Annotated in this window: 19 protein-coding genes and 6 tRNA genes; 13 read left to right on the forward strand and 12 right to left on the reverse strand. The window is 69.4% G+C overall.

Translation table 11 applies throughout. The annotated features are described in order from the left end of the window. The first annotated feature begins 82 nt into the window (after positions 1–82). Entirely contained in the window at positions 83–592 is a 510-nt protein-coding gene (locus ACNPQM_RS03880; protein WP_418082861.1) for a hypothetical protein, read from the forward strand. Between the two features lie 154 nt (positions 593–746). Here ACNPQM_RS03880 and ACNPQM_RS03885 read toward each other — a convergent pair whose 3' ends face one another. Further along, a complete protein-coding gene (locus ACNPQM_RS03885) occupies positions 747–1,097 on the reverse strand; it encodes a metallopeptidase family protein (RefSeq protein WP_030929660.1) in 351 nt (116 codons plus the stop codon). Between the two features lie 412 nt (positions 1,098–1,509). On the opposite strand from ACNPQM_RS03885, the gene ACNPQM_RS03890 reads away from it, so the two are divergent. From ACNPQM_RS03890 to ACNPQM_RS03900, 3 genes are all read left to right on the forward strand, one after another. Further along, positions 1,510–1,582: transfer RNA gene (locus tag ACNPQM_RS03890), tRNA-Glu, on the forward strand. A gap of 38 nt (positions 1,583–1,620) precedes the next feature. Continuing rightward, a tRNA-Asp gene (locus ACNPQM_RS03895) sits at positions 1,621–1,695 on the forward strand. Positions 1,696–1,717: 22 nt separating this feature from the next. Beyond that, a tRNA-Phe gene (locus ACNPQM_RS03900) sits at positions 1,718–1,794 on the forward strand. A gap of 38 nt (positions 1,795–1,832) precedes the next feature. On the opposite strand, the gene ACNPQM_RS03905 is transcribed toward ACNPQM_RS03900, so the two are convergent. From ACNPQM_RS03905 to ACNPQM_RS03915, 3 genes are all read right to left on the reverse strand, one after another. After that, positions 1,833–2,681 (reverse strand): cytochrome c biogenesis CcdA family protein, encoded by an 849-nt coding sequence (locus tag ACNPQM_RS03905; protein ID WP_358858240.1) that lies wholly within the window; start codon positions 2,679–2,681, stop codon positions 1,833–1,835. Then, a complete protein-coding gene (locus tag ACNPQM_RS03910; RefSeq protein WP_418082862.1) occupies positions 2,678–3,469 on the reverse strand; it encodes a DsbA family protein in 792 nt (263 codons plus the stop codon). Before ACNPQM_RS03910 ends, ACNPQM_RS03905 begins: the two co-directional genes overlap by 4 nt. Before the next feature lie 85 nt (positions 3,470–3,554). After that, complete coding sequence (locus ACNPQM_RS03915; RefSeq protein ID WP_418082863.1) at positions 3,555–3,917, reverse strand: hypothetical protein; 363 nt, start codon at positions 3,915–3,917, stop codon at positions 3,555–3,557. 153 nt (positions 3,918–4,070) lie between these two features. Between ACNPQM_RS03915 and hrpA the strand changes: the two genes are divergently transcribed. The 3 genes from hrpA to ACNPQM_RS03930 all read left to right on the forward strand — a co-directional run bounded on the left by hrpA (position 4,071) and on the right by ACNPQM_RS03930 (position 8,686). Next, complete coding sequence (gene hrpA, locus ACNPQM_RS03920) at positions 4,071–8,018, forward strand: ATP-dependent RNA helicase HrpA (RefSeq protein WP_418082864.1); 3,948 nt, start codon at positions 4,071–4,073, stop codon at positions 8,016–8,018. Positions 8,019–8,166: 148 nt separating this feature from the next. Next, positions 8,167–8,241, forward strand: a tRNA-Asp gene (locus ACNPQM_RS03925). Between the two features lie 139 nt (positions 8,242–8,380). Further along, entirely contained in the window at positions 8,381–8,686 is a 306-nt protein-coding gene (locus tag ACNPQM_RS03930) for a DUF6274 family protein (RefSeq protein WP_418082865.1), read from the forward strand. Positions 8,687–9,151: 465 nt separating this feature from the next. Here ACNPQM_RS03930 and bldC read toward each other — a convergent pair whose 3' ends face one another. Further along, positions 9,152–9,358, reverse strand: coding sequence for a developmental transcriptional regulator BldC (bldC, locus tag ACNPQM_RS03935; RefSeq protein WP_003949541.1), 207 nt, complete (start codon positions 9,356–9,358; stop codon positions 9,152–9,154). A 545-nt stretch (positions 9,359–9,903) separates the two neighbouring features. Continuing rightward, positions 9,904–10,749, reverse strand: coding sequence for a hypothetical protein (locus tag ACNPQM_RS03940; protein WP_418082866.1), 846 nt, complete (start codon positions 10,747–10,749; stop codon positions 9,904–9,906). A gap of 176 nt (positions 10,750–10,925) precedes the next feature. Here ACNPQM_RS03940 and ACNPQM_RS03945 point away from each other — a divergent pair, with 176 nt between their 5' ends. Both ACNPQM_RS03945 and ACNPQM_RS03950 read left to right on the forward strand, forming a co-directional pair. Beyond that, complete coding sequence (locus ACNPQM_RS03945) at positions 10,926–12,008, forward strand: Leu/Phe/Val dehydrogenase (RefSeq protein ID WP_358858234.1); 1,083 nt, start codon at positions 10,926–10,928, stop codon at positions 12,006–12,008. A gap of 327 nt (positions 12,009–12,335) precedes the next feature. Beyond that, positions 12,336–12,593 (forward strand): DUF3073 domain-containing protein, encoded by a 258-nt coding sequence (locus ACNPQM_RS03950; protein WP_358858233.1) that lies wholly within the window; start codon positions 12,336–12,338, stop codon positions 12,591–12,593. Between the two features lie 361 nt (positions 12,594–12,954). On the opposite strand, the gene purM is transcribed toward ACNPQM_RS03950, so the two are convergent. The 6 genes from purM to purS all read right to left on the reverse strand — a co-directional run bounded on the left by purM (position 12,955) and on the right by purS (position 20,136). Next, complete coding sequence (purM, locus tag ACNPQM_RS03955; protein WP_358858232.1) at positions 12,955–14,028, reverse strand: phosphoribosylformylglycinamidine cyclo-ligase; 1,074 nt, start codon at positions 14,026–14,028, stop codon at positions 12,955–12,957. 60 nt (positions 14,029–14,088) lie between these two features. Continuing rightward, entirely contained in the window at positions 14,089–15,615 is a 1,527-nt protein-coding gene (purF, locus tag ACNPQM_RS03960) for an amidophosphoribosyltransferase (RefSeq protein ID WP_406421073.1), read from the reverse strand. 442 nt (positions 15,616–16,057) lie between these two features. Next, the gene (locus ACNPQM_RS03965; protein ID WP_418082867.1) at positions 16,058–16,858 is read right to left on the reverse strand and encodes a sterol carrier family protein; all 801 of its coding nucleotides are present in this window, start codon (positions 16,856–16,858) and stop codon (positions 16,058–16,060) included. 94 nt (positions 16,859–16,952) lie between these two features. Further along, positions 16,953–19,202 (reverse strand): phosphoribosylformylglycinamidine synthase subunit PurL, encoded by a 2,250-nt coding sequence (gene purL / locus ACNPQM_RS03970; RefSeq protein ID WP_418082868.1) that lies wholly within the window; start codon positions 19,200–19,202, stop codon positions 16,953–16,955. Beyond that, complete coding sequence (purQ, locus tag ACNPQM_RS03975) at positions 19,199–19,879, reverse strand: phosphoribosylformylglycinamidine synthase subunit PurQ (protein WP_358858228.1); 681 nt, start codon at positions 19,877–19,879, stop codon at positions 19,199–19,201. The genes purL and purQ overlap by 4 nt, the downstream gene beginning before the upstream one ends. Then, positions 19,876–20,136 (reverse strand): phosphoribosylformylglycinamidine synthase subunit PurS, encoded by a 261-nt coding sequence (gene purS / locus ACNPQM_RS03980; RefSeq protein ID WP_037695153.1) that lies wholly within the window; start codon positions 20,134–20,136, stop codon positions 19,876–19,878. The genes purQ and purS overlap by 4 nt, the downstream gene beginning before the upstream one ends. A 383-nt stretch (positions 20,137–20,519) precedes the next feature. On the opposite strand from purS, the gene ACNPQM_RS03985 reads away from it, so the two are divergent. From ACNPQM_RS03985 to ACNPQM_RS04000, 4 genes are all read left to right on the forward strand, one after another. Next, positions 20,520–20,855: a histone-like nucleoid-structuring protein Lsr2 gene (locus ACNPQM_RS03985; protein WP_358858227.1), complete on the forward strand. Its 336-nt coding sequence runs from the start codon at positions 20,520–20,522 to the stop codon at positions 20,853–20,855. A gap of 125 nt (positions 20,856–20,980) precedes the next feature. Then, positions 20,981–21,052, forward strand: a tRNA-Gly gene (locus tag ACNPQM_RS03990). Positions 21,053–21,133: 81 nt separating this feature from the next. Beyond that, positions 21,134–21,206 (forward strand) — tRNA-Gly (locus ACNPQM_RS03995). Between the two features lie 230 nt (positions 21,207–21,436). After that, complete coding sequence (locus ACNPQM_RS04000; RefSeq protein WP_418083012.1) at positions 21,437–22,039, forward strand: response regulator; 603 nt, start codon at positions 21,437–21,439, stop codon at positions 22,037–22,039. Positions 22,040–22,041 lie beyond the last annotated feature (2 nt).

Consider the following 22,041-nt stretch of genomic DNA (forward strand, 5'->3'; position numbering starts at 1 on the left):
GCGCCGGACCACCCGCTACACCGGCCCGACCTGCGGCGATGCCTCGGGAGTCCGCAGCGCCTCCAGGTCGTCCGGCACGCTCATGGCGTCACTGCGGAACTGCGCGGTCGGAGACGTGGAGGGCACCGGAGGCGGACTTGAAGGTTCCGGGTCGGGTGAGCTCGACGGCTCCGGGGTGCCCGGCGCGGACGGCCCGGAGGACACCGACGGCTCCGCGGACGGCACCGGCTGCTGCGACCCCCCGCCCCCAGGCGGGGACGGCACCGGCGGATGTCCGCCACGGGTCGGCAACGGACCACCGGACCCCGCACCCGCATGCGCGCCACCGGGTACGGCCGACGCACGCGCCGACGCGCTCGGGCTCGGCGATTCGGCGGCCTCCCGGTCGGAGTGCGCCTCCGCGCTCCCTCGGGTGCGGGCCCGTCCCGTACCCGCCACCGTGGAGCCGTCCGGTTCACCCGACGAGCCCTTCTGCCCGGCCGACCGGGACGGGGCCGGCTTCCCGGCGTCGTCGCTGATGCTCATGCAGCCGGTGGACGCGGCAATCGTCACTGCGGTGACGGCTGCCCATCGGACAGGGGACGGCAACTGACGCACGGCGGGCACCTCCGGGAGGCAGGGAGCGAAGCAGGGCGGGAACGGACCGGGGCACTGTGCCCAACTCCCGTTCCCCCGCATGGGACACGCCCCACGCACCACCGGCCGTTTCGCCGCCGGCCCCTCCGCCGCCGCTCTCCCGGGTGTACTCAGCCGTAACCGAGCGCGTGCAGCCGCTCGTCGTCGATGCCGAAGTGGTGGGCGATCTCATGGACGACCGTGATTTCCGTCTCGGCCACGACGTCCTCACGCGACTCGCACATCCGCAGCGTCGGCCCGCGGTAGATCGTGATCCGGTCCGGCAGCACCCCGGCGTACCACTCGCCGCGATCGGTCAGCGGCGTGCCCTCGTACAGCCCGAGCAGCTCCGGATCGCCGGGGTCCGGTTCGTCCTCGACGAACACCGCGACGTTGTCCATCAGCCGCGTCAGCTCCGGCGGAATCCGGTCCAGGGCCTCGGCGACCAGTTCCTCGAACTCTTCGCGCGTCATCTCCAGCACCCCGCCATTGTCACGTACCCCCGCCGGACCGGCCCCGGACCGCCACTCCCCGCTCTGTCCCGCAATCCCGCCCCCGCACATGGCCGCCCCGAACCCGGGCATACGCGCACCATGGCCCGCGCCTCCTTGCGCGCCGCAGTCGCCCGCATCCGCCACCACTGCTGCTCCCGCTCAACCGCCCCCGTCTCCGCGCGACTCGCCGTCCGCAGGCCTGGGACGAGATCACGCCCGGCGGGCTCGGCCTGACGACGGCCGAGGTCAGCCGCCATCTCCCGGCGGAGAACCCGGTCGGCGGGAGCTCGTCGCCGACCGTTCCCGCGCCCTCGCCGTAAACCGTTTTGGCGATACCTCCACCCATCCCATATGCTTCTGACGTCCCCGACGCGCTGGAAAGCGCGCAGGTGGGCCCTTAGCCCTCATCGTCTAGTGGCCCAGGACGCCGCCCTTTCAAGGCGGTAGCACGGGTTCGAATCCCGTTGGGGGCACGCATTAAGGTGTGCGAGACTTGTCTCGCACATTGCTTGGTCCTGTGGAGCAGTTTGGAGTGCTCGCCACCCTGTCAAGGTGGAGGCCGCGGGTTCAAATCCCGTCAGGACCGCTGCAGCTCGAAAGTGCTGCGTGGCTGGGTAGCTCAGTTGGTACGAGCGATCGCCTGAAAAGCGATAGGTCGCCGGTTCGATCCCGGCCCCAGCCACCACCCGAAAGCCCCGTCCGTCGGACGGGGCTTTCGTCGTATCAGGCCTCTTCCCGCTCCGCAGAGTTCGCACCCCGACGGCGCCGGGCCCGCACCCCGAGAACCAGCAGCGCCACCGCCACCACCGCCACCAGCGCGGCCACGTCCGGCACCTGCTCGCCGATCCGCTGCGCCCACTGCTCGACGGCGAACGAATCGTCCACGTCCAGCAGTCCGGGCAGCGCGGTGGTCCCGTCGTACGCGAGGAACAGTGCGCCAAGACCGATGAAGAAAAGCCCCGAGAGCGCAGTGGTGGTGTGCAGTTCGAAGCGGCCGAGCCGGAAGGCGCGGCCGCGCAGCCAGGCGCGGCGCCCGAGGTCGAAGCGCTCCCAGACCAGCGCCAGCAGGAACAGCGGAACCGCCATGCCCAGGGCGTAGACGGCGAGCAGCAGTCCGCCGTACACCGGGCTGGCGCTGACCGCCGCCACCGTCAGGACGCTGCCGAGGATCGGTCCGGCGCAGAACCCGGCCAGCCCGTAGACGGCGCCGAGGGCGTAGACCGACATGGCGGTCGTCGGCCGGATCCGCCCGCTGAGGGCCGCGATCCGGCGTGAGGTGAAGCCGAGGCCCACGATCTGGGCCACGCCGAGCCCGATGATCAGCCAGCCGGCGCCGAGGACCAGCTGGTCACGGTGGCTGTAGAAGAGCCGTCCGGCGTACGAGCCCGCGGCGCCGAGCGGCACGAGGGTGGTGGCCAGACCGGCGTAGAAGATGCCGGTACGGGCCAGTAGCCGCGAGGCCGAGTCGATGGAGTAGGCGAAGAAGGCGGGCAGCAACAGGGCGCTGCAGGGGCTGACCAGGGCCAGCAGCCCGCCGAGGAAGGCGGCGAAGTAGCCGATGTCCGCCGTCACTTGTCAGCGCCCCTGGAGCCGCCGGAGCCCTTGGAGCCGCTCTCTCCCTTGGCGTCCTTGGTGCTGGCGGCCTTGTCGGCCGCCGCCTGGATGGCCTGCTCGAAGACCTCCGCCGGCTGCGCTCCGGCCAGCGGGCGGCCGTTGATCAGGAAGGACGGAGTGGAGCTCGCGCCGATCCCGTACCCCTCCTCCTGATCCCTGCTCACCGCGGCGGAAGCAGCCGCGCCGTCCGCGTCGCGTACGAACCGGCCGATGTCCCGCACCCCCGCCTCCTTGGCGAGCGCCTTCAGCCGGTCCTTGCCGAAGCCCTTCTCCTTGGCCCCCTCGGTGTAGGCGGCTGCGTGGAACTGCCAGAAGCGGCCCTGCTGCCCGGCGGCCCAGGCGGCGCGCGCGGCGGCCTCGGATTCGGCGCCGAAGATCGGGAAGTTGCGCCACTCGATGCGCAGGGTGCCGTTGTCGACGTACTTCTTCACCAGGCCGGGTTCGGTGTCCCGGGCGAACTTGCCGCAGTAGCCGCACTTGAAGTCGGCGTACTCGATGAGGACCACGGGCGCGTCGGCCGGGCCCTGCGCGAGTTTGTCGGCAGGGTCGCGGCGGGCCAGTTTCGCCAGTTCCGGGAAGACACCGGCGTCCGGATCGACGGTGAGATCGGCGACCGAAGTCGAGGAGGAGCGGTCGGCGGGGGCGGTGGCGCGGTAGGAGACGAAGCCGAGCAGCGCGGCGGCGAGGACGACACCGGTGCCGTAGAGCAGCGGCTTCCTGGAGGAGGAGGTTGTGGGTGTGGGCATGGCAAAACTCCGTGCTCGTGGTGCGGGAGAGGGGAAGGAGACGACCGGATGGCGAGCGCCCTGGGGCGTGTCCGCCGGACAGCTCCTAAACCCGCAGTACGGAGAGTTCCACCGGGGATGGCGCGGCAGGCTCCGGCCCGAGCGGCCTGACGCGTACGCGTGGCTCCGCGGGCCCCTGGCCGGGAGCGGCGCTCGGACCCCATTCGGCGACACCGGGCGCCTGGTCGTGCGCGGCGCGGGCCTGGACGGGTACGCCGGGCTCTATGCCGCCGCGCGTCTTGCCCTTGCCGCAGCCGGGCACCCCCTGACCGCCGACGGCCGGGGCGGCCACCACGGTGCCGGAATCCCCGGACGCGGTCGCCGCCGTCACCGCCTTGGCGGGCCCGCAGAACAGCCCCAGCACGACCGCGAGCACCGCCACCAGGCAGTACCACTGCGTACGGGACACGGACGAGGACCTTTCCACTGCGGTACGAAGATCGGTTGCCCGAAATGGTACGTGCTGTGATCAGGACCTACCCCGCAGTCAGCGCGGCCGTGACGCAGACCGCGCAAAATAGGTTCGCCGTTCCTCGGGCCCGGGTGCGATCCTGGGACCCGTATGTCTACTTCCTTTGCCGATCTCCAGTCCCAGCTCGGACACGTCTCGCTCCGCGACGCACACCGGCTCGGCCGCCGCCTCGAAGGGGCGCGCCGGATCCGTAAGCCCGAGGCCCGGCAGACCGTGCTGGACGAGATCGCCACCCAGGCCGGGAAGGCAGCCGAGCGGCTCGCGGGGCGCGCCGAACGGATGCCCGCGCTCTCGTACCCGGAAGAACTTCCGGTCAGCCAGAAGAAGGACGAGATCCTGGAGGCGATACGCGACCACCAGGTCGTGATCGTCGCCGGTGAGACCGGCTCCGGAAAGACCACGCAGATCCCGAAGATCTGCATGGAGCTGGGGCGCGGCCTCCGGGGAATGATCGGGCACACCCAGCCGCGCCGGATCGCGGCCCGTACGGTCGCCGAGCGCGTCGCCGACGAGCTGAAGACCCCGCTCGGCGAGGCGGTCGGCTGGAAGGTCCGCTTCACCGACCAGGTGAACCCGGACGCGACGTATCTGAAGCTGATGACGGACGGCATCCTGCTGGCCGAGATCCAGACGGACCGCGAGCTGCTCGCGTACGACACGATCATCATCGACGAGGCCCACGAGCGGTCGCTGAACATCGACTTCCTGCTGGGCTATCTGGCCCGGCTGCTGCCCAAGCGCCCCGACCTGAAGGTCGTCATCACCTCGGCGACCATCGACCCGGAGCGCTTCGCCCGGCACTTCGGTGATGCGCCGATCGTCGAGGTCAGCGGGCGTACATACCCGGTCGAGGTGCGCTACCGGCCCCTGCTGGAGGAGGACACGGACGACTCCGACCGCGACCAGATCACCGCGATCTGCGACGCCGTCGACGAGCTCCAGGCGGAGGGCCCCGGCGATGTCCTGGTCTTCCTCTCCGGCGAGCGCGAGATCCGCGACACCGCGGACGCCCTGAACAAGAAGAACCTCCGCCACACCGAGGTGCTTCCTCTCTACGCGCGCCTGTCGCACGCCGAGCAGCACCGGGTGTTCCAGCGCCACACCGGCCGCAGGATCGTGCTGGCGACGAACGTCGCCGAGACCTCGCTGACCGTTCCCGGCATCAAGTACGTGATCGACCCGGGCAACGCCCGCATCTCCCGCTACAGCCACCGCACCAAGGTCCAGCGGCTGCCGATCGAGCGGATCTCGCAGGCCAGCGCCAACCAGCGCAAGGGGCGCTGCGGCCGCACCTCGGACGGCATCTGCATCCGGCTGTACTCCGAGGACGACTTCCTGACCCGCCCGGAGTTCACGGACGCGGAGATCCTCCGTACGAACCTGGCGTCCGTCATCCTCCAGATGACCGCGGCCGGACTCGGCGACGTCGAGAAGTTCCCCTTCATCGACCCGCCGGACCACCGCAACATCCGCGACGGTGTGCAACTGCTCCAGGAGCTCGGCGCGCTCGACCTGGAGGAGCAGTCCCCCCAGGAGGGGAAGAAGGGGCAACGGCTGACGCAGCTGGGGCGGAAACTCTCGCAGCTGCCCGTCGACCCTCGCCTCGCCCGCATGGTCATCGAGGCCGACCGCAACGGCTGCACGCGCGAGGTCATGGTGATCGCCGCCGCGCTCTCCATCCAGGACCCGCGCGAGCGGCCCTCGGACAAGCAGACGCAGGCCGATCAGCAGCATGCCCGCTTCAAGGACGAGACGTCGGACTTCCTGGCGTTCCTGAATCTGTGGCGGTACATCCGCGAGCAGCAGAAGGAGCGCGGCTCGTCCAGCTTCCGCCGGATGTGCAAGCAGGAGTATCTGAACTTCCTGCGCATCCGCGAATGGCAGGACATCTATGCGCAGCTGCGTACCGTCGCCAAGCAGATGGGGATCCATCTCAACGAGGAGGATGCGCCCGAGCAGGCGGTGCACACCTCGCTGCTGGCCGGCCTGCTGTCGCACATCGGGCTGAAGGACACCGAGAAGAACGAGTACCTGGGCGCGCGCAGCGCCAAATTCGCGATCTTCCCCGGGTCGGCGCTCTTCAAGAAGCAGCCGCGCTTCGTGATGTCGGCCGAGCTGGTCGAGACGTCCCGGCTGTGGGCGCGGGTCAACGCCAAGGTCGAGCCGGAGTGGATCGAACCGCTGGCCCAGCATCTGCTGAAACGCACCTACAGCGAGCCGCACTGGGAGAAGGACCAGGCGGCGGTGATGGCGTACGAGCGGGTCACGCTGTACGGCGTACCGATCGTCGCCCAGCGCAAGATCAATTTCGGCCGGATCGACGCCGAGACGTCCCGCGATCTCTTCATCCGGAACGCACTGGTCGAGGGCGACTGGCGGACGCACCACCAGTTCTTCCATGACAACCGCAAACTTCTCGGCGAGGTCGAGGAGCTGGAGCACCGGGCGCGGCGCCGCGACATCCTCGTGGACGACGAGACGCTCTTCGACTTCTACGACCAGCGGATCCCGGAGCACGTCGTCTCCGGCGCGCACTTCGACTCCTGGTGGAAGCACAAGCGCCGCGACGAGCCGGACGCGCTCGACTTCGAGCGCTCGATGCTCATCAACGAGAAGGCCGGGGCCGTCACCAAGGACGACTACCCGGACTCCTGGCGGCAGGGGAAGCTCAAGTTCAAGGTGACCTACCAGTTCGAGCCCGGTGCGGACGCGGACGGTGTGACCGTCCACATCCCGCTCCAGGTGCTCAACCAGGTCACCGCCGAGGGCTTCGACTGGCAGATCCCCGGCCTGCGCGAGGACGTGGTCACCGAGCTGATCCGCTCCCTGCCCAAGCCGATCCGCCGGCACTACGTCCCCGCGCCGAACTACGCCGACCGGTTCCTGGACCGGGCGGTGCCGCTGCAGGAGCCGCTGCCGGCCACCCTCGCGCGTGAGCTCCAGCAGATGGTCGGGGTCCCGGTCTCAGCCGACGACTTCGACCTCTCCCGGATCCCTGACCACCTCAAGATCACGTTCCGGATCGTCGATGAGCGGCGCCGCAGGGTGGCCGAGGACAAGGACCTGGAGGCGCTGAAGCTCCAGCTGCGCCCCAAGGCCCGTCAGGCCCTCTCCAAGGCCGCTGCGGCCACCGTGGGGCCCTCGGGCGAGTCCATCGAGCGTTCGGGCCTCACGGACTGGACGATCGGCACGCTGAACCGGGTCTTCGAGACCCGGCGGGCCGGCCAGCCGGTCAAGGCCTACCCGGCGCTCGTGGAGCAGGAGGGAGCCGCGGCGGGCACCGTGGCCGTACGGCTCTTCGACACCGAGGCCGAGCAGCAGCAGGCGATGTGGCGCGGCACCCGGAAGCTGATCCTGCTGAACATCCCGGTGAACCCGGCGAAATTCGTCTCGGACAAGCTGACGAACCAGCAGAAGCTCGCCCTGTCCCGCAACCCGCACGGCTCCGTCCAGGCGCTGTTCGAGGACTGCGCGACCGCTGCCGCGGACCGGCTGATCGGCGCCCACGGCGGGCCTGCCTGGGACGAGGAGTCGTTCCGGAAGCTGTACGACAAGGTCCGCGCCGATCTCGTCGCGCTGACCGAGCACACGGTCGCCCAGGTGCAGCAGGTGCTGGCTGCCTGGCAATCCTGCGAGCGACGCCTCAAGGCCACCAACAGCCTGGTCCTGGTCAACAACGTCACCGATGTACGGAACCAGCTCGCCGCCCTCGTACCGCCGGGCTTCGTCACGAGGACCGGGCTGCGCAGGCTCCCCGACCTGATGCGCTACCTGGTCGCCGCGGACCGCCGGCTCCAGCAGATGCCGACGGCCGTCCAGCGCGACACCACGCGCATGGAGAAGGTCCACGAGATGCAGGACGAGTACGCCTGGCTGCTCGAACAGATGCCGCAGGGCAGGCCCGTTCCGCAGGAGGTCCTGGACATCCGCTGGATGATCGAGGAGCTCCGGGTGAGCTATTTCGCGCACGCCCTGGGCACCGCGTACCCCGTCTCGGACAAGCGGATCGTGAAGGCGATCGACGCCGCGGCTCCGTGATCGGGCGCCCCCTTCGGGCGTGACTCGCCCATTCCCTGTCGCGGGGCAGGCCGTAAGGGAGCCACCACCAGGAGTGAAGTCGACTGGAGCCGCCAATCTCCTGTACAGTCTGGTTTCGCAGGCAGCCGCAAGGAAGCCGCGAAAACCTGGTCCTGTGGAGCAGTTTGGAGTGCTCGCCACCCTGTCAAGGTGGAGGCCGCGGGTTCAAATCCCGTCAGGACCGCAGTAACGAAAGCCCGGATCCTTCTGGATCCGGGCTTTCGCGTGCCTTGACTCCGGCAACTGCCAACGGGTACTCAGACAGCAGGGGCCGCCCCTGTTCCTCGGCGCGGGGCGGCGCGGTCCACCGGGAGGTGGCGCGGATGGCGGCGTCCACGGCGAGGCACGAGACCCGCGCGCTGCTGCGCGCCCATCTGGCGGCCGCTTCCGGCTACCGGCACCTCACCCGGCACTGCCCGATCTGCCACCTGCTCCTGAGGCTCGCCATGGAGCCCGTGACGACCTCCGGGCCCGTCCCGCCTCCGGAACCGCCCGCGTCATCCGACAGGGCTCCAGCGGCCGTTCAGGAGTCCGCGGCGGTCGCCGCCCCCACGGCCGCCCCCTTGGCCGCCCCCGAAGAACAGAACCGCGCCGACCGGACCGAGGGCGAAAGCCCTGCCGCCACGTGACCGATGGCGAGGGCGCCCACTTCCCGGCAGTGGCAGGCTCGGCCTTGGCAAGACTCAGGCCGTGTGACGGGTGTCACTGAACGAGTTTTGAGAAAGCGTGACTTTACACCCTTCCTACAACTGGCGAATTTAATATGTGCAATTGCACTCCCCGGAAGACGCTTCCGCGGGGAGGCCCAGGAGCGGCCCACGAGCCCCGGGCGCCCCTCGGGGGACCAGCGCGCCCGAGTCGGATGTGCCCGCACCGCACTCCACGCGAAGCCGGAGCCCCGGCCCGCCGGCCGCCCCGCGGGCACAAAAAGATCGCGCTGGACCCGGCGGAGTCCAGCGCGATCGAACGACATATCCCGCATTGCACAGGTATGGCGCCCGTTGGGGCAGGCGCCCGTCGTGTGGAGCTATGGGTGGGCGGACACGGGTTGGGGGACCCGGGCAGCCCGGTTATGACGCGGCGACAGGGGTGTGTCAGGCCTCGCTGCGCTGCTGCGGAATACCCGCAAGCAGTGCGCGGACCTCTGCCTCGCGGTACCGGCGGTGTCCACCGAGCGTGCGGATGGACGTGAGCTTGCCTGCCTTGGCCCAACGGGTGACCGTCTTCGGGTCCACGCGGAACATCGTGGCAACCTCAGCCGGGGTCAGCAGCGGCTCGGCATCAGGGGTGCGAGCGGTCATGAGCGGCCTCCTCGGGAGAACCGAACCATCTCGGTTCTTTCCTCTAAATTCTGCACCTTGACCCACGTTGCCCGAAATGGCGGACGCGGGCCGAGTCGGTTATAGGACGAACGGCTTGTCCTCGGCACTACAACTACACCATCCGTCCAGCCGCGTCGGCCAAACCGATGGAATTGCCCTCCCAGGTGTTCATCAGCGACGGAAGCCGATGGACCATGCCATAGCGGACAGTCACTCCACCGTGACGATCAGTCACAGAGCGATCAGGAGCCATCAGACCCCCCATAGCGTGCAATGCAGAGCAATCCGCCCTTACTTGGACGGATGGAGTCCTCCCCGGACTCCTTGTCCTATTTTGGCACGAGGAGTGGGGAAGGGCGCAAGGGCCCCGTTAGTGCTATCCGTCACCCTTGATACAAAGGCCCGGTTCGGGACGTAGGTCCTAGCGCCGCAGGAGTACGCTCCTGCCACTTTGCCCTCACCACTCCCGTGAGTCACACGGACGAGCCGCAGGAAGGCCGGTTCCCGACCCCGCGCCGCCGGACTCAGCTGGCGAACTGACGGTCCCTCACGACCCGCCAGCGCTCCGCCAGCCGCCCGTATGCCGCACTCGCCCCTTCGGTGTCACCGGCCCGCAGCGCCGCGATGCCCTCGGCGACATCCGCGGCCGACCGGTCGCCGGCGAGCTGCTCGGCCGACAGTGCGTGCACCAGTCCGCCGTAGTCGAGCTCGACCAGCGCGCGCGGATGGAACTCCTCCAGCCACCGGCCGACGTCCACCAGGCCCTCGGTCAGCGACCCCTCGTCGACGGTCTCCCTCAGCGTCCTCAGCGACCTGGCCAGCCGACGGCGCGCCTGCACCATCGGGGTCCGGTAGCGCAGCACCGGCGCTCCCCCGCCGTCGGCCGCCTCCGTGTGCTCCCGCTCCTCGTCCGAGAAGAGCACGAACCAGCGCACAGGTACCTGCCACACCGCGGTCCGGATCCACGGCCGGGCGTCCGGATTGCGCTCCGCCCACTGCTCGTGGTCCGCGAGCGCCTGCCCGCGCACCACCGGCGGCAGCACCGCGTCGAGCACCGGGGCCGGGAACATCTCCGCCAGCTCCCCCAGCGCCAGCCAGCCGCGCAGCCGGGTCCGCCACGGACAGACGCACACCACGCCGTCCACCTCGGCGACGAACGCGTCCCTGCTCTCGTGCACCGGCACCCCGACCGGCGGGGTGGCCGCCAAGTCGGCCAGCGAACGCCGGAGTTCGTCCTGCGCCGTGGGGATGCGGTCGCGCCCCGCGTAGCTGGCCCAGTGGGCCCGCTCCGGCTCCGGAAAAGCGGCCAGCGGTTCGTACACCCGGAGGTAGGACGCGTAAGGGACGAGCACCGAAGACACCACCGACATGCCTCAGATCGTGTCACGCCGGTACTCCGCCGGGGGGTGATCCTTGGCACTGGAACAGATCTACGCCCGCGTAGGACTTACGCTCATGCCCAGTCGGACCGTCCGTGCCGGTCGGTCCGGGGCCCTCCCCACCTTCAGGAGGGTCTTCCGCCGCTTCGTACTTGGGAGTCACCACCGTGACCGATGTGACCGACGGCGTCCTGCACACCCTGTTCCACTCGGATCAGGGGGGGCACGAGCAAGTCGTGCTCTGTCAGGACCGTGCCAGCGGCCTCAAGGCCGTCATCGCCATCCACTCCACCGCCCTGGGCCCGGCCCTCGGCGGCACCCGCTTCTATCCGTACGCCTCCGAGGAGGCGGCCGTCGCGGATGCGCTGAACCTGGCGCGCGGCATGTCGTACAAGAACGCCATGGCGGGTCTCGACCACGGCGGCGGCAAGGCCGTCATCATCGGCGACCCCGAGAAGATCAAGACCGAGGAACTGCTGCTGGCCTACGGCCGGGCCGTGGCCTCGCTCGGCGGGCGCTACGTGACCGCCTGCGACGTCGGCACGTACGTCTCCGACATGGACGTCGTCGCCCGCGAGTGCCGGTGGACCACCGGCCGCTCCCCGGAGAACGGCGGCGCCGGCGACTCCTCCGTCCTCACCGCGTTCGGTGTCTTCCAGGGCATGCGGGCCTCGGCCCAGCACCTCTGGGGCGACCCGACGCTGCGTGGCCGAAAAGTGGCGGTCGCGGGCGTCGGCAAGGTCGGCCACCACCTCGTCGAACACCTGCTGTCGGACGGCGCCGAGGTCGTGGTCACGGACGTCCGGGAGGAATCGGTCCGCCGGATCACCGATCTCCACCCCGAGGTGGCCGTCGCCGCGGACACCGCCGCGCTGATCCGTACCGAAGGCCTCGACATCTACGCCCCGTGCGCGCTGGGCGGTGCGCTGAACGACGAGACCGTCCCGGTGCTCACGGCCAAGGTGGTGTGCGGCGCGGCCAACAACCAGCTGGCACATCCGGGCGTCGAGAAGGATCTCGCGGACCGTTCGATCCTGTACGCCCCCGACTACGTGGTGAACGCGGGCGGCGTCATCCAGGTCGCCGACGAGCTGCACGGCTTCGACTTCGACCGGTGCAAGGCGAAGGCGTCGAAGATCTTCGACACCACGCTGGCAATATTCGCACGCGCGAAGGAAGACGGCATTCCGCCGGCCGCTGCGGCCGACCGGATCGCCGAGCAGCGGATGGCCGAGGCGCGGCGCGCCTGACCGCTCGTCACTGACGGCCGCGGAGCCCTCACCGGGCGTCGCGGTCGTGCCTCGGACCGCTGACCCGCCGACCGGCGAGACAAGACTCACGCCGGTCGGCGGGTCGCATGCCAAGAAGAGGTTAAAATCGCAGTTGACCAGCGAGGACGGGGCTTCTCGTTGGTCCTGTTCCGGGGCGTGTGATGCGGGCGGCGTACCGTATGGCCACGGAAGCAGGTACCGTTAAAGCCCTACGGGCACGGTCTCTCTGCCGAGAGTCCGTCCTGAAACATGAACGCGTGTCAAGACTCTGGGGCCGTCGAGCCCCGTCACCGAGGGGGTCGAGCCATGGGGCGCGGCCGGGCAAAGGCCAAGCAGACAAAGGTCGCCCGCCAGCTGAAGTACAGCAGCGGCGGGACTGACCTGTCGCGTCTGGCCAATGAGCTGGGCGCATCGCCTTCGAGTCAGCCACCGAACGCAGAGCCGTTCGAGGACGACGACAAGGAAGATGACCCGTACGCACAGTACGCGGATCTGTACAACGACGACGACGATGAGGACGAGGACGACCAGTCCGGTCCGTCGTCACAGCGCCGCGGCGCTTGACCTCGCGCTGACACATCAACCCGGTCCGGGCCTGCCCGGACCGGGTTCTGTGTTGCGCTTTTCGGGGCCGATCGGCAGCTTGAACCTGCCCGGCGACCAGGAGCAGGACGGTCACCGGACGGTACCCGTGTGCCCCGTCCCCATCGCGTGTCCCCGTACCCCTCCCGGCAGACTCTGCCCTGTCGCACCGCCCGGCACGCCCGCTCGCCGCGTCGGCCACAAGCCCCGGTAGTTCCTTCCCCGAGCTCTCAGCTTCGGTCGAGTGTCGAGCAGGGAGGAACCCACCCCAGGACGTCCGGCCGCCTGCGATCGCACGCACCGGACGCCCCTTCTCCTGGGGCACACACTGCAGGTCGCGGCACTAGCGCGCGTAAGCGCCGACCAGCTCGGCGCCCGAACCGTGCGTACCGCGGTCCGTGATCTCGCCGGCCACCCAGGAGTCGACCCCGCGGTCGGCCAGCGTCGTCAGAGCGGCATCCACGGATTCCGCCGGGACGATCGCGATCATGCCGACGCCCATGTTGAGCGTCTTCTCCAGCTCCAGCTGCTCGACCTGACCGGCCTTGCCGACCAGATCGAAGACCGCGCCGGGCGTCCATGTGGAGCGGTCGACGGTGGCGTGCAGGTCGTCCGGGATGACCCGGGCCAGGTTGTTGGCGAGACCGCCGCCGGTGACGTGGCTGAAGCCGTGCACCTCGGTCGTGCGGGTCAGCGCCAGGCAGTCCAGCGAGTAGATCCTGGTGGGCTCCAGGAGCTCCTCGCCGAGCGTGCGGCCGAACTCCTCGACATCGCGGTCCAGCGCCCAGCCGGCCCGGTCGAAGAAGACGTGGCGGACGAGCGAGTACCCGTTGGAGTGAAGTCCGGACGAGGCCATCGCGATGACCGCGTCACCCTTACGGATACGATCCGGGCCGAGCAGCCGATCGGCCTCGACCACGCCCGTACCGGCGCCCGCGACATCGAAGTCGTCGGGGCCGAGGAGGCCCGGATGTTCGGCGGTCTCGCCGCCGACCAGAGCGCAGCCGGCCAGCACGCAGCCTTCGGCGATGCCCTTCACGATGGACGCGACACGCTCGGGGTGCACTTTGCCGACACAGATGTAGTCGGTCATGAAGAGCGGCTCGGCGCCGCAGACGACCAGGTCGTCGACGACCATGCCGACGAGGTCGTGGCCGATGGTGTCGTACACGCCCATCTTGCGGGCGAGGTCGACCTTCGTGCCGACGCCGTCGGTGGCGGAGGCGAGCAGCGGACGCTCGTAGCGCTTGAGGGCCGAGGCGTCGAAGAGGCCGGCGAATCCGCCGAGGCCGCCAAGGCCCGCGACCTCTGCGCGCTGCGTCTTCTTCACCCACTCCTTCATCAGCTCGACGGCACGGTCGCCGGCCTCGATGTCGACGCCCGCTGCCGCGTAGGAAGCACCTGTTGTCTCAGACATTGCCTGGGATCTTTCGTGTGGAAATACGGGGCTGGTGGCAGGGCTGGCGTGCGTGGCCGGTCACGGACGACGCAGTGCGTCGGCCGCGGCGGTCGCCGCAGGGCCTGCCGCCAGCTCGGTCTCCAGCAGCTGCTTGCCGAGCAGCTCCGGGTCCGGGAGCTCCATCGGGTACTCACCGTCGAAGCAGGCGCGGCACAGGTTCGGCTTGGCGATCGTGGTCGCCTCGACCATCGCGTCGAGCGAGATGTACGCGAGCGAGTCGGCCCCCATGGACGTGGAGATCTCGTCGACCGTCATGCCGTTGGCGATCAGCTCCGCACGGGTCGCGAAGTCGATGCCGAAGAAGCAGGGCCACTTCACCGGCGGGGACGAGATCCGGATGTGGATCTCGGCGGCACCGGCCTCGCGGAGCATCCGGACCAGTGCGCGCTGGGTGTTGCCGCGGACGATCGAGTCGTCGACGACCACCAGGCGCTTGCCCTTGATGACTTCCTTGAGCGGGTTCAGCTTGAGGCGGATTCCCAGCTGGCGAATGGTCTGGGAGGGCTGGATGAAGGTCCGGCCGACGTACGCGTTCTTGACCAGACCGGCGCCGAACGGGATACCGCTTGCTTCCGCGTAGCCGATGGCGGCGGGCGTGCCGGACTCCGGAGTCGCTATGACCAGATCGGCCTCGACCGGGGCCTCGGCGGCCAGCCTGCGGCCCATCTCCACGCGGGAGAGGTACACGTTGCGCCCGGCGATGTCGGTGTCGGGGCGGGCCAGATAGACGTACTCGAAGACACAGCCCTTGGGCTTCGCTTCCGCGAAGCGCGAGGTGCGCAGGCCGTTCTCGTCGATGGCGACGAGCTCGCCCGGCTCGATCTCGCGGACGAAGCTGGCACCGCAGATGTCGAGGGCGGCGGACTCGGAGGCCACCACCCAGCCACGCTCCAGCCTGCCGAGGACCAGCGGACGGATGCCCTGCGGGTCACGGGCTGCGTAGAGGGTGTGCTCATCCATGAAGACGAGCGAGAAGGCGCCCTTCACCTCGGGAAGCACCGCGGCAGCGGCCTCCTCGATGGTGAGCGGCTTGCCGTCGTCGTCGGTCTGGCCGGCGAGCAGAGCGGTCACCAGATCGGTGTCGTTCGTCGCGGCGACCTGGGTGGCGCGGCCGTCCTTGCGGGGAAGGTCGGCAACCATCTCGGCGAGCTGGGCCGTATTGACCAGATTGCCGTTGTGACCCAGGGCGATCGAGCCGTGCGCGGTCGCACGGAACGTCGGCTGCGCGTTCTCCCACACCGAGGCACCGGTGGTGGAGTAGCGGGCATGACCGACCGCGATATGGCCCTGGAGAGATCCCAGAGACGTTTCGTCGAAGACCTGCGAGACCAGTCCCATGTCCTTGAAGACCAGGATCTGGGACCCGTTGCTCACTGCGATGCCCGCGGACTCCTGTCCACGGTGCTGCAGGGCATACAGTCCGAAATAGGTGAGCTTGGCGACCTCTTCACCCGGAGCCCAGACACCGAAGACGCCGCAAGCGTCCTGGGGGCCCTTCTCTCCGGGGAGCAGGTCGTGGTTGAGTCGTCCATCACCACGAGGCACACCACCGAGTGTAGGCGAGGTCGACCACTGGTCCGAATTGGGGATGCCCCGTCGGAGCACCGGGGAAGAGGCCCGAAACGCCGTTCCGGGGGCCACGTGCGCGGTCACGGGCAGTGACGGAATTCGGCTGTCGGCGGGGGCGCGGAGGCGGGGCAGGATCCGCTGCAGGGCGGCTGACGCCCGGCCTACCGGCCGTTTACCGGCTAGTTCAAGCCACGGGGTGCCCCCGGGGGTGCCGGGCCCGGTGGTGGCGCTCGGTGAGTCCGCCGACAGGGCGCCGGAGGCGCTGGTCGAACGCTCGTTTCGTGGCGAGCCTCACACCGGGTGCGGGCCGCCGAGGGCGGTATGCGGCTTCTCCGCACCGGCGGTGCCACCGGCGCTGACAGGCATACGGTGTCCGAGCATGGCCACGTGACGGCACGAAGGACCGATCCGGTTCCTCTCAGCGGAGCAGCGGCAGCAGGTCGCCGAGATCGGCCCGCTCGCCGCTGGCACTGACCTCTGCCGCATCGAGTGCCGCCCGCCACTGCGTACGCCCGGTCGCGAGCCGGATCCAGGTCAGCGGATCGGTCTCGACGACGTTGGGCGGCGTACCGCGCGTGTGCTTCGGGCCCGGGACACACTGGACGACGGCGAACGGCGGAACGCGCACCTCCACCGAGCCGCCGGGCGCCTTCTCCGCGAGGGCGTCGGCGAGCAGCCGGCTGCAGGCGGCGAGTGCCTGCCGGTCGTACGGGACGTCGAGCCCGGTCGCCGCGCTCAGGTCGTCCGTGTGCACGACGAGTTCGACAGTGCGGGTGACGAGGAAGTCGCCCAGCCGCATCACGCCGACCCGGGTCGGCAGCAGCCGGTCCTCGCCCACGCCCGGCACCAGCGCGTCGAACCGGTCGGCGACCTCCGCGTACAACGCGTCGAGGTCGGGACGGTCCGCGGCGAGCGCCCTGGTGGCGTCGGCGATCCGGACGGCCCGCCCCGCGGTCGAGAACGGCCACTCCAGCAGGGACACCTCGGGCTTGTCCCCGGGCGGCTCGGGCAGCTCCAGGTTCCGGCAGACGTTCGAAACCGCCATGGCCAGATGGGCGGCCAGCTCCCGCACCGTCCACTCCCCGAGCCGGGTCGGCAGGGCGAGCTGATCGGGCGTCAGTGTGCTGACCGCTGACCGGACATGGGCGAACTGCGCCTGTACGGCGGCGCGGGTCCGGGCAAGGTCGTAGCGGCGGGCGCGCTTCTGGGACGGCGGCATGGGAGGGAGCCTACGGGGTGTCCCCACGACGAAGCCCCCGCCCGGCGGACCGGGCGGGGGCTCAGACGTCACGCAATCGAGCAGCGCGTCCGGCTCAGGCGAGCAGACCGGGGATCGTCGCCTCGTGGGCGGTGCGGAGCTCGCTCAGCGGGATGCTGAACTCGCCCTGGACCTCGATCTCCTCGCCGTCCACGACACCGATCCGGGTGACGGGCAGACCCCGCGCCCCGCACATGTCGTTGAAGCGGAGCTCTTCGCTGCGCGGAATCGAGACAACCGCTCGGCCCGCAGACTCGGAGAAGAGGAACGTGAACGCGTCCAGACCGTCCGGCACGACCAGCCGGGCACCCTTCCCGCCGCGGAGGCAGGACTCGGTGACCGCCTGGATCAGGCCGCCGTCGGAGAGGTCGTGCGCCGCGTCGACCATGCCGTCGCGGGACGCCGAGATCAGGATCTCGCCGAGCAGCTTCTCGCGGCCCAGGTCGACCTTGGGCGGCAGCCCGCCGAGGTGGTTGTGGACGACCTCGGACCAGGCCGAGCCGCCGAACTCCTCACGCGTGTCGCCGAGCAGGTAGAGGAGCTGGCCCTCGTCCTTGAAGGCGACCGGGGTACGCCGCGTCACGTCGTCGATCACACCGAGCACGGCCACGACCGGCGTCGGGTGGATCGCCGTCTCACCGGTCTGGTTGTACAGCGACACATTGCCGCCGGTGACCGGGGTGCCCAGCTCCAGGCAGCCGTCCGCGAGACCACGGGTGACCTCGGCGAACTGCCACATGACGTCCGGGTCCTCGGGCGAACCGAAGTTCAGGCAGTCCGAGATGGCGAGCGGCTTGGCGCCGGAGGTGGCGACATTGCGGTACGCCTCCGCCAGCGCGAGCTGCGCACCCGTGTACGGGTCGAGCTTCGCGTACCGGCCGTTGCCGTCGGTCGCCATGGCCACGCCCAGGTTCGACTTCTCGTCGATCCGGACCATGCCGGCGTCCTCGGGCATCGCAAGCACGGTGTTGCCCTGCACGAACCGGTCGTACTGGTCCGTGATCCACGCCTTCGAGGCCTGGTTCGGGGAGGCGACCAGCTTCAGCACCTGCTCGCGCAGCTCGGCGGCGTTCGCCGGGCGGGGCAGCTTGTTCGCGTCGTCGGCCTGCAGCGCGTCCTGCCAGGACGGGCGGGCGAACGGGCGGTGGTACGTCGGGCCCTCGTGGGCGACGGACCGCGGCGGCACGTCGACGATCTGCTCGCCGTGCCAGAAGATCTCCAGCTGCGAGCCCTCGGTCACCTCACCGATGACGGTGGCGATGACATCCCACTTCTCGCAGATCTCCATGAAGCGGTCCACGTGCTGCGGCTCGACGATCGCGCACATACGCTCCTGCGACTCGCTCATGAGGATTTCCTCGGGCGAGAGGGAGGAGTCGCGCAGCGGAACGGTGTCCAGCTCGACACGCATGCCGCCGGAACCGGCGGAGGCCAGCTCCGAGGTGGCGCAGGAGAGACCCGCACCGCCGAGGTCCTGGATGCCCGCGACGAGCTTCTCGCCGAAGATCTCCAGGGTGCACTCGATGAGGAGCTTCTCCTGGAACGGGTCGCCGACCTGGACGGCCGGGCGCTTCGCCGGACCGGTCGACTCGAAGGTCTCCGAGGCCAGGACCGAGACGCCGCCGATGCCGTCGCCGCCGGTGCGGGCGCCGTACAGGATCACCTTGTTGCCGGGGCCGGAGGCCTGGGCCAGGTGGATGTCCTCGTGCTTCATCACGCCGATGCAGCCGGCGTTGACGAGCGGGTTGCCCTGGTAGCAGGCGTCGAAGACGACCTCGCCGCCGATGTTGGGCAGACCCAGGCAGTTGCCGTACCCGCCGATACCCGCGACGACACCCGGGAGGACCCGCTTGGTGTCGGGGTGGTCGGCCGCTCCGAACCGCAGCGGGTCGACGACCGCGACCGGACGGGCACCCATGGCGAGGATGTCGCGGACGATGCCACCGACGCCGGTGGCCGCGCCCTGGTAGGGCTCGATGTACGAGGGGTGGTTGTGCGACTCGACCTTGAAGGTGACCGCGTAACCCTGACCGACGTCGACCACACCGGCGTTCTCGCCGATGCCGACGAGCATCGCGTCGTTGACGGGGACCTTCTCGCCGAACTGCTTGAGGTGGACCTTGCTGCTCTTGTACGAGCAGTGCTCGGACCACATCACGGAGTACATGGCGAGCTCGGCGCCGGTGGGACGGCGGCCCAGGATCTCGCGGATCCGGGCGTACTCGTCCTCCTTGAGGCCGAGCTCCTTCCAGGGCTGCTCGACGTCCGGGGTCTCGGCCGCGTGCTTGACCGTATCCAGGCTCATGCGTTGACCAGCTTCTTGATGATCGAGGTGAAGAAACCGAGACCGTCGGTGCGACCGGTTCCGATCAGCGGCTCGACGGCGTGCTCCGGGTGCGGCATCAGACCGACGACATTGCCCGCGGCATTGGTGATGCCGGCGATGTCGCGGAGCGAGCCGTTGGGGTTCACGTCCAGGTAGCGGAAGGCGACACGGCCCTCCGCCTCCAGCTCGTCGAGGACGCGCTCATCGGCGACGTAACGCCCGTCCATGTTCTTGAGCGGTACGGAGATCTCCTGGCCCGCGGAGTAGTCCGAGGTCCAGGCGGTCTCCGCGTTCTCGACGCGCAGCTTCTGGTCGCGGCAGATGAAGTGCAGGTGGTTGTTGCGCAGCATCGCGCCGGGCAGCAGGTGAGCCTCGGTCAGGATCTGGAAGCCGTTACAGATGCCGAGGACCGGCATCCCCGCCCTGGCCTGCTCGATGACGGTCTCCATGACCGGCGAGAACCGGGAGATGGCTCCGGCCCGCAGATAGTCGCCGTAGGAGAAGCCGCCCGCCAGGATGACCGCGTCGACCTGGTGCAGGTCCTTGTCGCGGTGCCACAGCGATACGGGTTCGGCGCCCGCGACCCGTACGGCCCTCAGGCTGTCCTGGTCGTCGAGCGTGCCCGGAAAGGTGACGACTCCGATACGAGCAGTCACTTCGACTCCTCGGCCTTCTCCACCTTCACGGTGAAGTCCTCGATGACGGTGTTGGCGAGGAACGTCTCGGCCATCTCGTGAATGCGACCGAGCGCGGCATCATCGACCGGCCCCTCGACCTCGAGCTCGAAACGCTTTCCCTGACGTACGTCCGCGATTCCCTCGAAGCCGAGACGGGGCAGTGCACGCTGCACCGCCTGTCCCTGCGGGTCGAGGATCTCCGGCTTGAGCATGACGTCGACTACGACGCGTGCCACTGGCACTCCCGGTGGTGGTGTGGTGCGGCTGTTTCTCCGGGGGGCTCCCCAGACCCCCGCAGGTCCCCTCAGCCTACCTGCCCAGAAATTCTACGCGGGTAGATATCAAACAGGCTCGATCACATGGAGATATCGGCCGTGACAACGGGCAGGAAAAGTCCCGCGAAGAGAAATCCTCACAGCACATACATAGAAGGCGGACACGCGGAGGCAATTGGCCGGGCTTCACAATGCGGCGCCTGTCGCTGTACAAATGATTACCGGGGAAAGCAGGATTGCCCCTAAACAGTCGACACCGGTCGACCCGCATCCGCCTAGCAGCCGAAAGGCCGGTCATCAGCGCATGCCAGACGCGCCGGTGCCGTAGGAAAGGACCGATATCCGTGGCTCAGCGCGTAGTGGTCACCCTCTCCGACGACATCGACGGGGGAGCAGCGGCGGAAACGGTCACCTTCGCCCTGGACGGGAAGTCGTACGAGATCGACCTGAATCCGTCGAATGCAAAGAAACTGCGCAAGGTCCTCGCGCCGTACATGGCGGCCGGCCGTAAGCAGACAAACGCCGGCAAGCGCGGCAGGACTCCCGCCTCGTACCGGCACACCTCGCTGGAACCCGACCCGGCGGCCGTGCGCGCCTGGGCCCGCTCGCACCGGATGGAGGTGCCGGCCCGCGGCCGGATCCCCAAGAAGGTCTACGAGGCGTTCCGCGAGGCCAGTTGAACGACACCCGGCGCAACCTCCGCGGCGACACCCCGCGGCACCGACTTGCGCGACACCCCATCAGTTCGGCTAGAGTCTGGAGCACGCCGAGGGGCAAGGCCGAAAAGCCGAACCTCACGCAGCGTGCGGGTGTAGTTCAGTAGCAGAACATCCCCCTTCCAGGGGGAAGGCGCAGTGTGCAATTCCTGTCACCCGCTCTGCATCGCTCTTAACCACCACTCCGGTGGATCGGGTAGAGTGGTGTTCGCACCGCCCAGTGAAAGCTGAGCGGCAGCAATGCGGACGTGGCTCAGTTGGTAGAGCATCACCTTGCCAAGGTGAGGGTCGCGAGTTCGAATCTCGTCGTCCGCTCTTGATCGAAGGCCCTGGTCGATACCGACCAGGGCCTTCGTCGTATTCCGACACCCGTCGCCCCCGGTCCCGCATGACGTTTGTCATGGGCAGTGGTGACAGCTCGCACTGCTCGCCGCCGTGATCCGGCGGAAGTCTGAGGGCATGACCATGAATGCGTGATCGAGGCGGACGGCGTGCGGCGGCGCCATGCCGGCGGCTTCGAGGCTGCGAGCCGGATCTCCTTCTCCGTGGCGCGCGGACGGGTGCCGCTCGCCGACGACAAGCATCTGATCCGGGGCGCGCCGGCCGCGCTGGAGGACGACCTCGTCGTGGTCGCGGAGGCGGCGACCGGTCCGGAGGCGCTCGCCCTGGCGCGCGCCCACCGCCCCGATGCCGCGGTCCTCGATCCGGAGATGCCGGGTGCGGACGGTGTGAGTGTGGCCACATCTCCACGGGCTGAACTGCCCGGCTGCCGGACCATGATCGTGACGAGTCATGGCCGCCCCGGACATCTGAAACAGGCGCTCGCGGCGGGCGTGCGGGCGTTCGTCCCGAAGACGGTCAGCGCCCGGCAGCCGGCCGACATCATTCGTACCGTCCACGCCGGAAACCGTTATGTGGATCCGGAGTTGGCTGCCGACGCGATCTCCGCCGGGGACTCGCCACTGACGGTGCGCGAGGCCGAGGTGCTGGAACTGGCGGCGGACGGGGCGCCTGTCGCCGAGATCGCGGAGCGGGCATCACTGCCGCAGGCAACCGTTCGGAATCACCTCTCCGCGGCCGCCTCGAAGCTCGGCGCGGAGAACCGTCACGCGGCGGTGCGTCTCGCACGGGAGCGCGGATGGGTATAGTA

It is taken from the genome of Streptomyces sp. NPDC056231 (genome assembly GCF_048270745.1).
Taxonomy (GTDB): domain Bacteria; phylum Actinomycetota; class Actinomycetes; order Streptomycetales; family Streptomycetaceae; genus Streptomyces.

Bases quoted from the DNA above. Each gene is read 5' to 3' on its own strand.
- purL (WP_418082868.1), bottom strand. From the start codon at position 19,202: ATGAGCCTGGATACGGTCAAGCACGCGGCCGAGACCCCGGACGTCGAG.
- bldC (WP_003949541.1), bottom strand. From the start codon at position 9,358: ATGACCGCTCGCACCCCTGATGCCGAGCCGCTGCTGACCCCGGCTGAG.
- ACNPQM_RS03940 (WP_418082866.1), bottom strand. From the start codon at position 10,749: ATGTCGGTGGTGTCTTCGGTGCTCGTCCCTTACGCGTCCTACCTCCGG.
- ACNPQM_RS03965 (WP_418082867.1), bottom strand. From the start codon at position 16,858: ATGCCGCCGTCCCAGAAGCGCGCCCGCCGCTACGACCTTGCCCGGACC.
- ACNPQM_RS03880 (WP_418082861.1), top strand. From the start codon at position 83: ATGGCGTCACTGCGGAACTGCGCGGTCGGAGACGTGGAGGGCACCGGA.
- ACNPQM_RS03910 (WP_418082862.1), bottom strand. From the start codon at position 3,469: ATGCCCACACCCACAACCTCCTCCTCCAGGAAGCCGCTGCTCTACGGC.
- ACNPQM_RS03950 (WP_358858233.1), top strand. From the start codon at position 12,336: ATGGGGCGCGGCCGGGCAAAGGCCAAGCAGACAAAGGTCGCCCGCCAG.
- hrpA (WP_418082864.1), top strand. From the start codon at position 4,071: ATGTCTACTTCCTTTGCCGATCTCCAGTCCCAGCTCGGACACGTCTCG.
- purM (WP_358858232.1), bottom strand. From the start codon at position 14,028: ATGTCTGAGACAACAGGTGCTTCCTACGCGGCAGCGGGCGTCGACATC.
- ACNPQM_RS03930 (WP_418082865.1), top strand. From the start codon at position 8,381: ATGGCGGCGTCCACGGCGAGGCACGAGACCCGCGCGCTGCTGCGCGCC.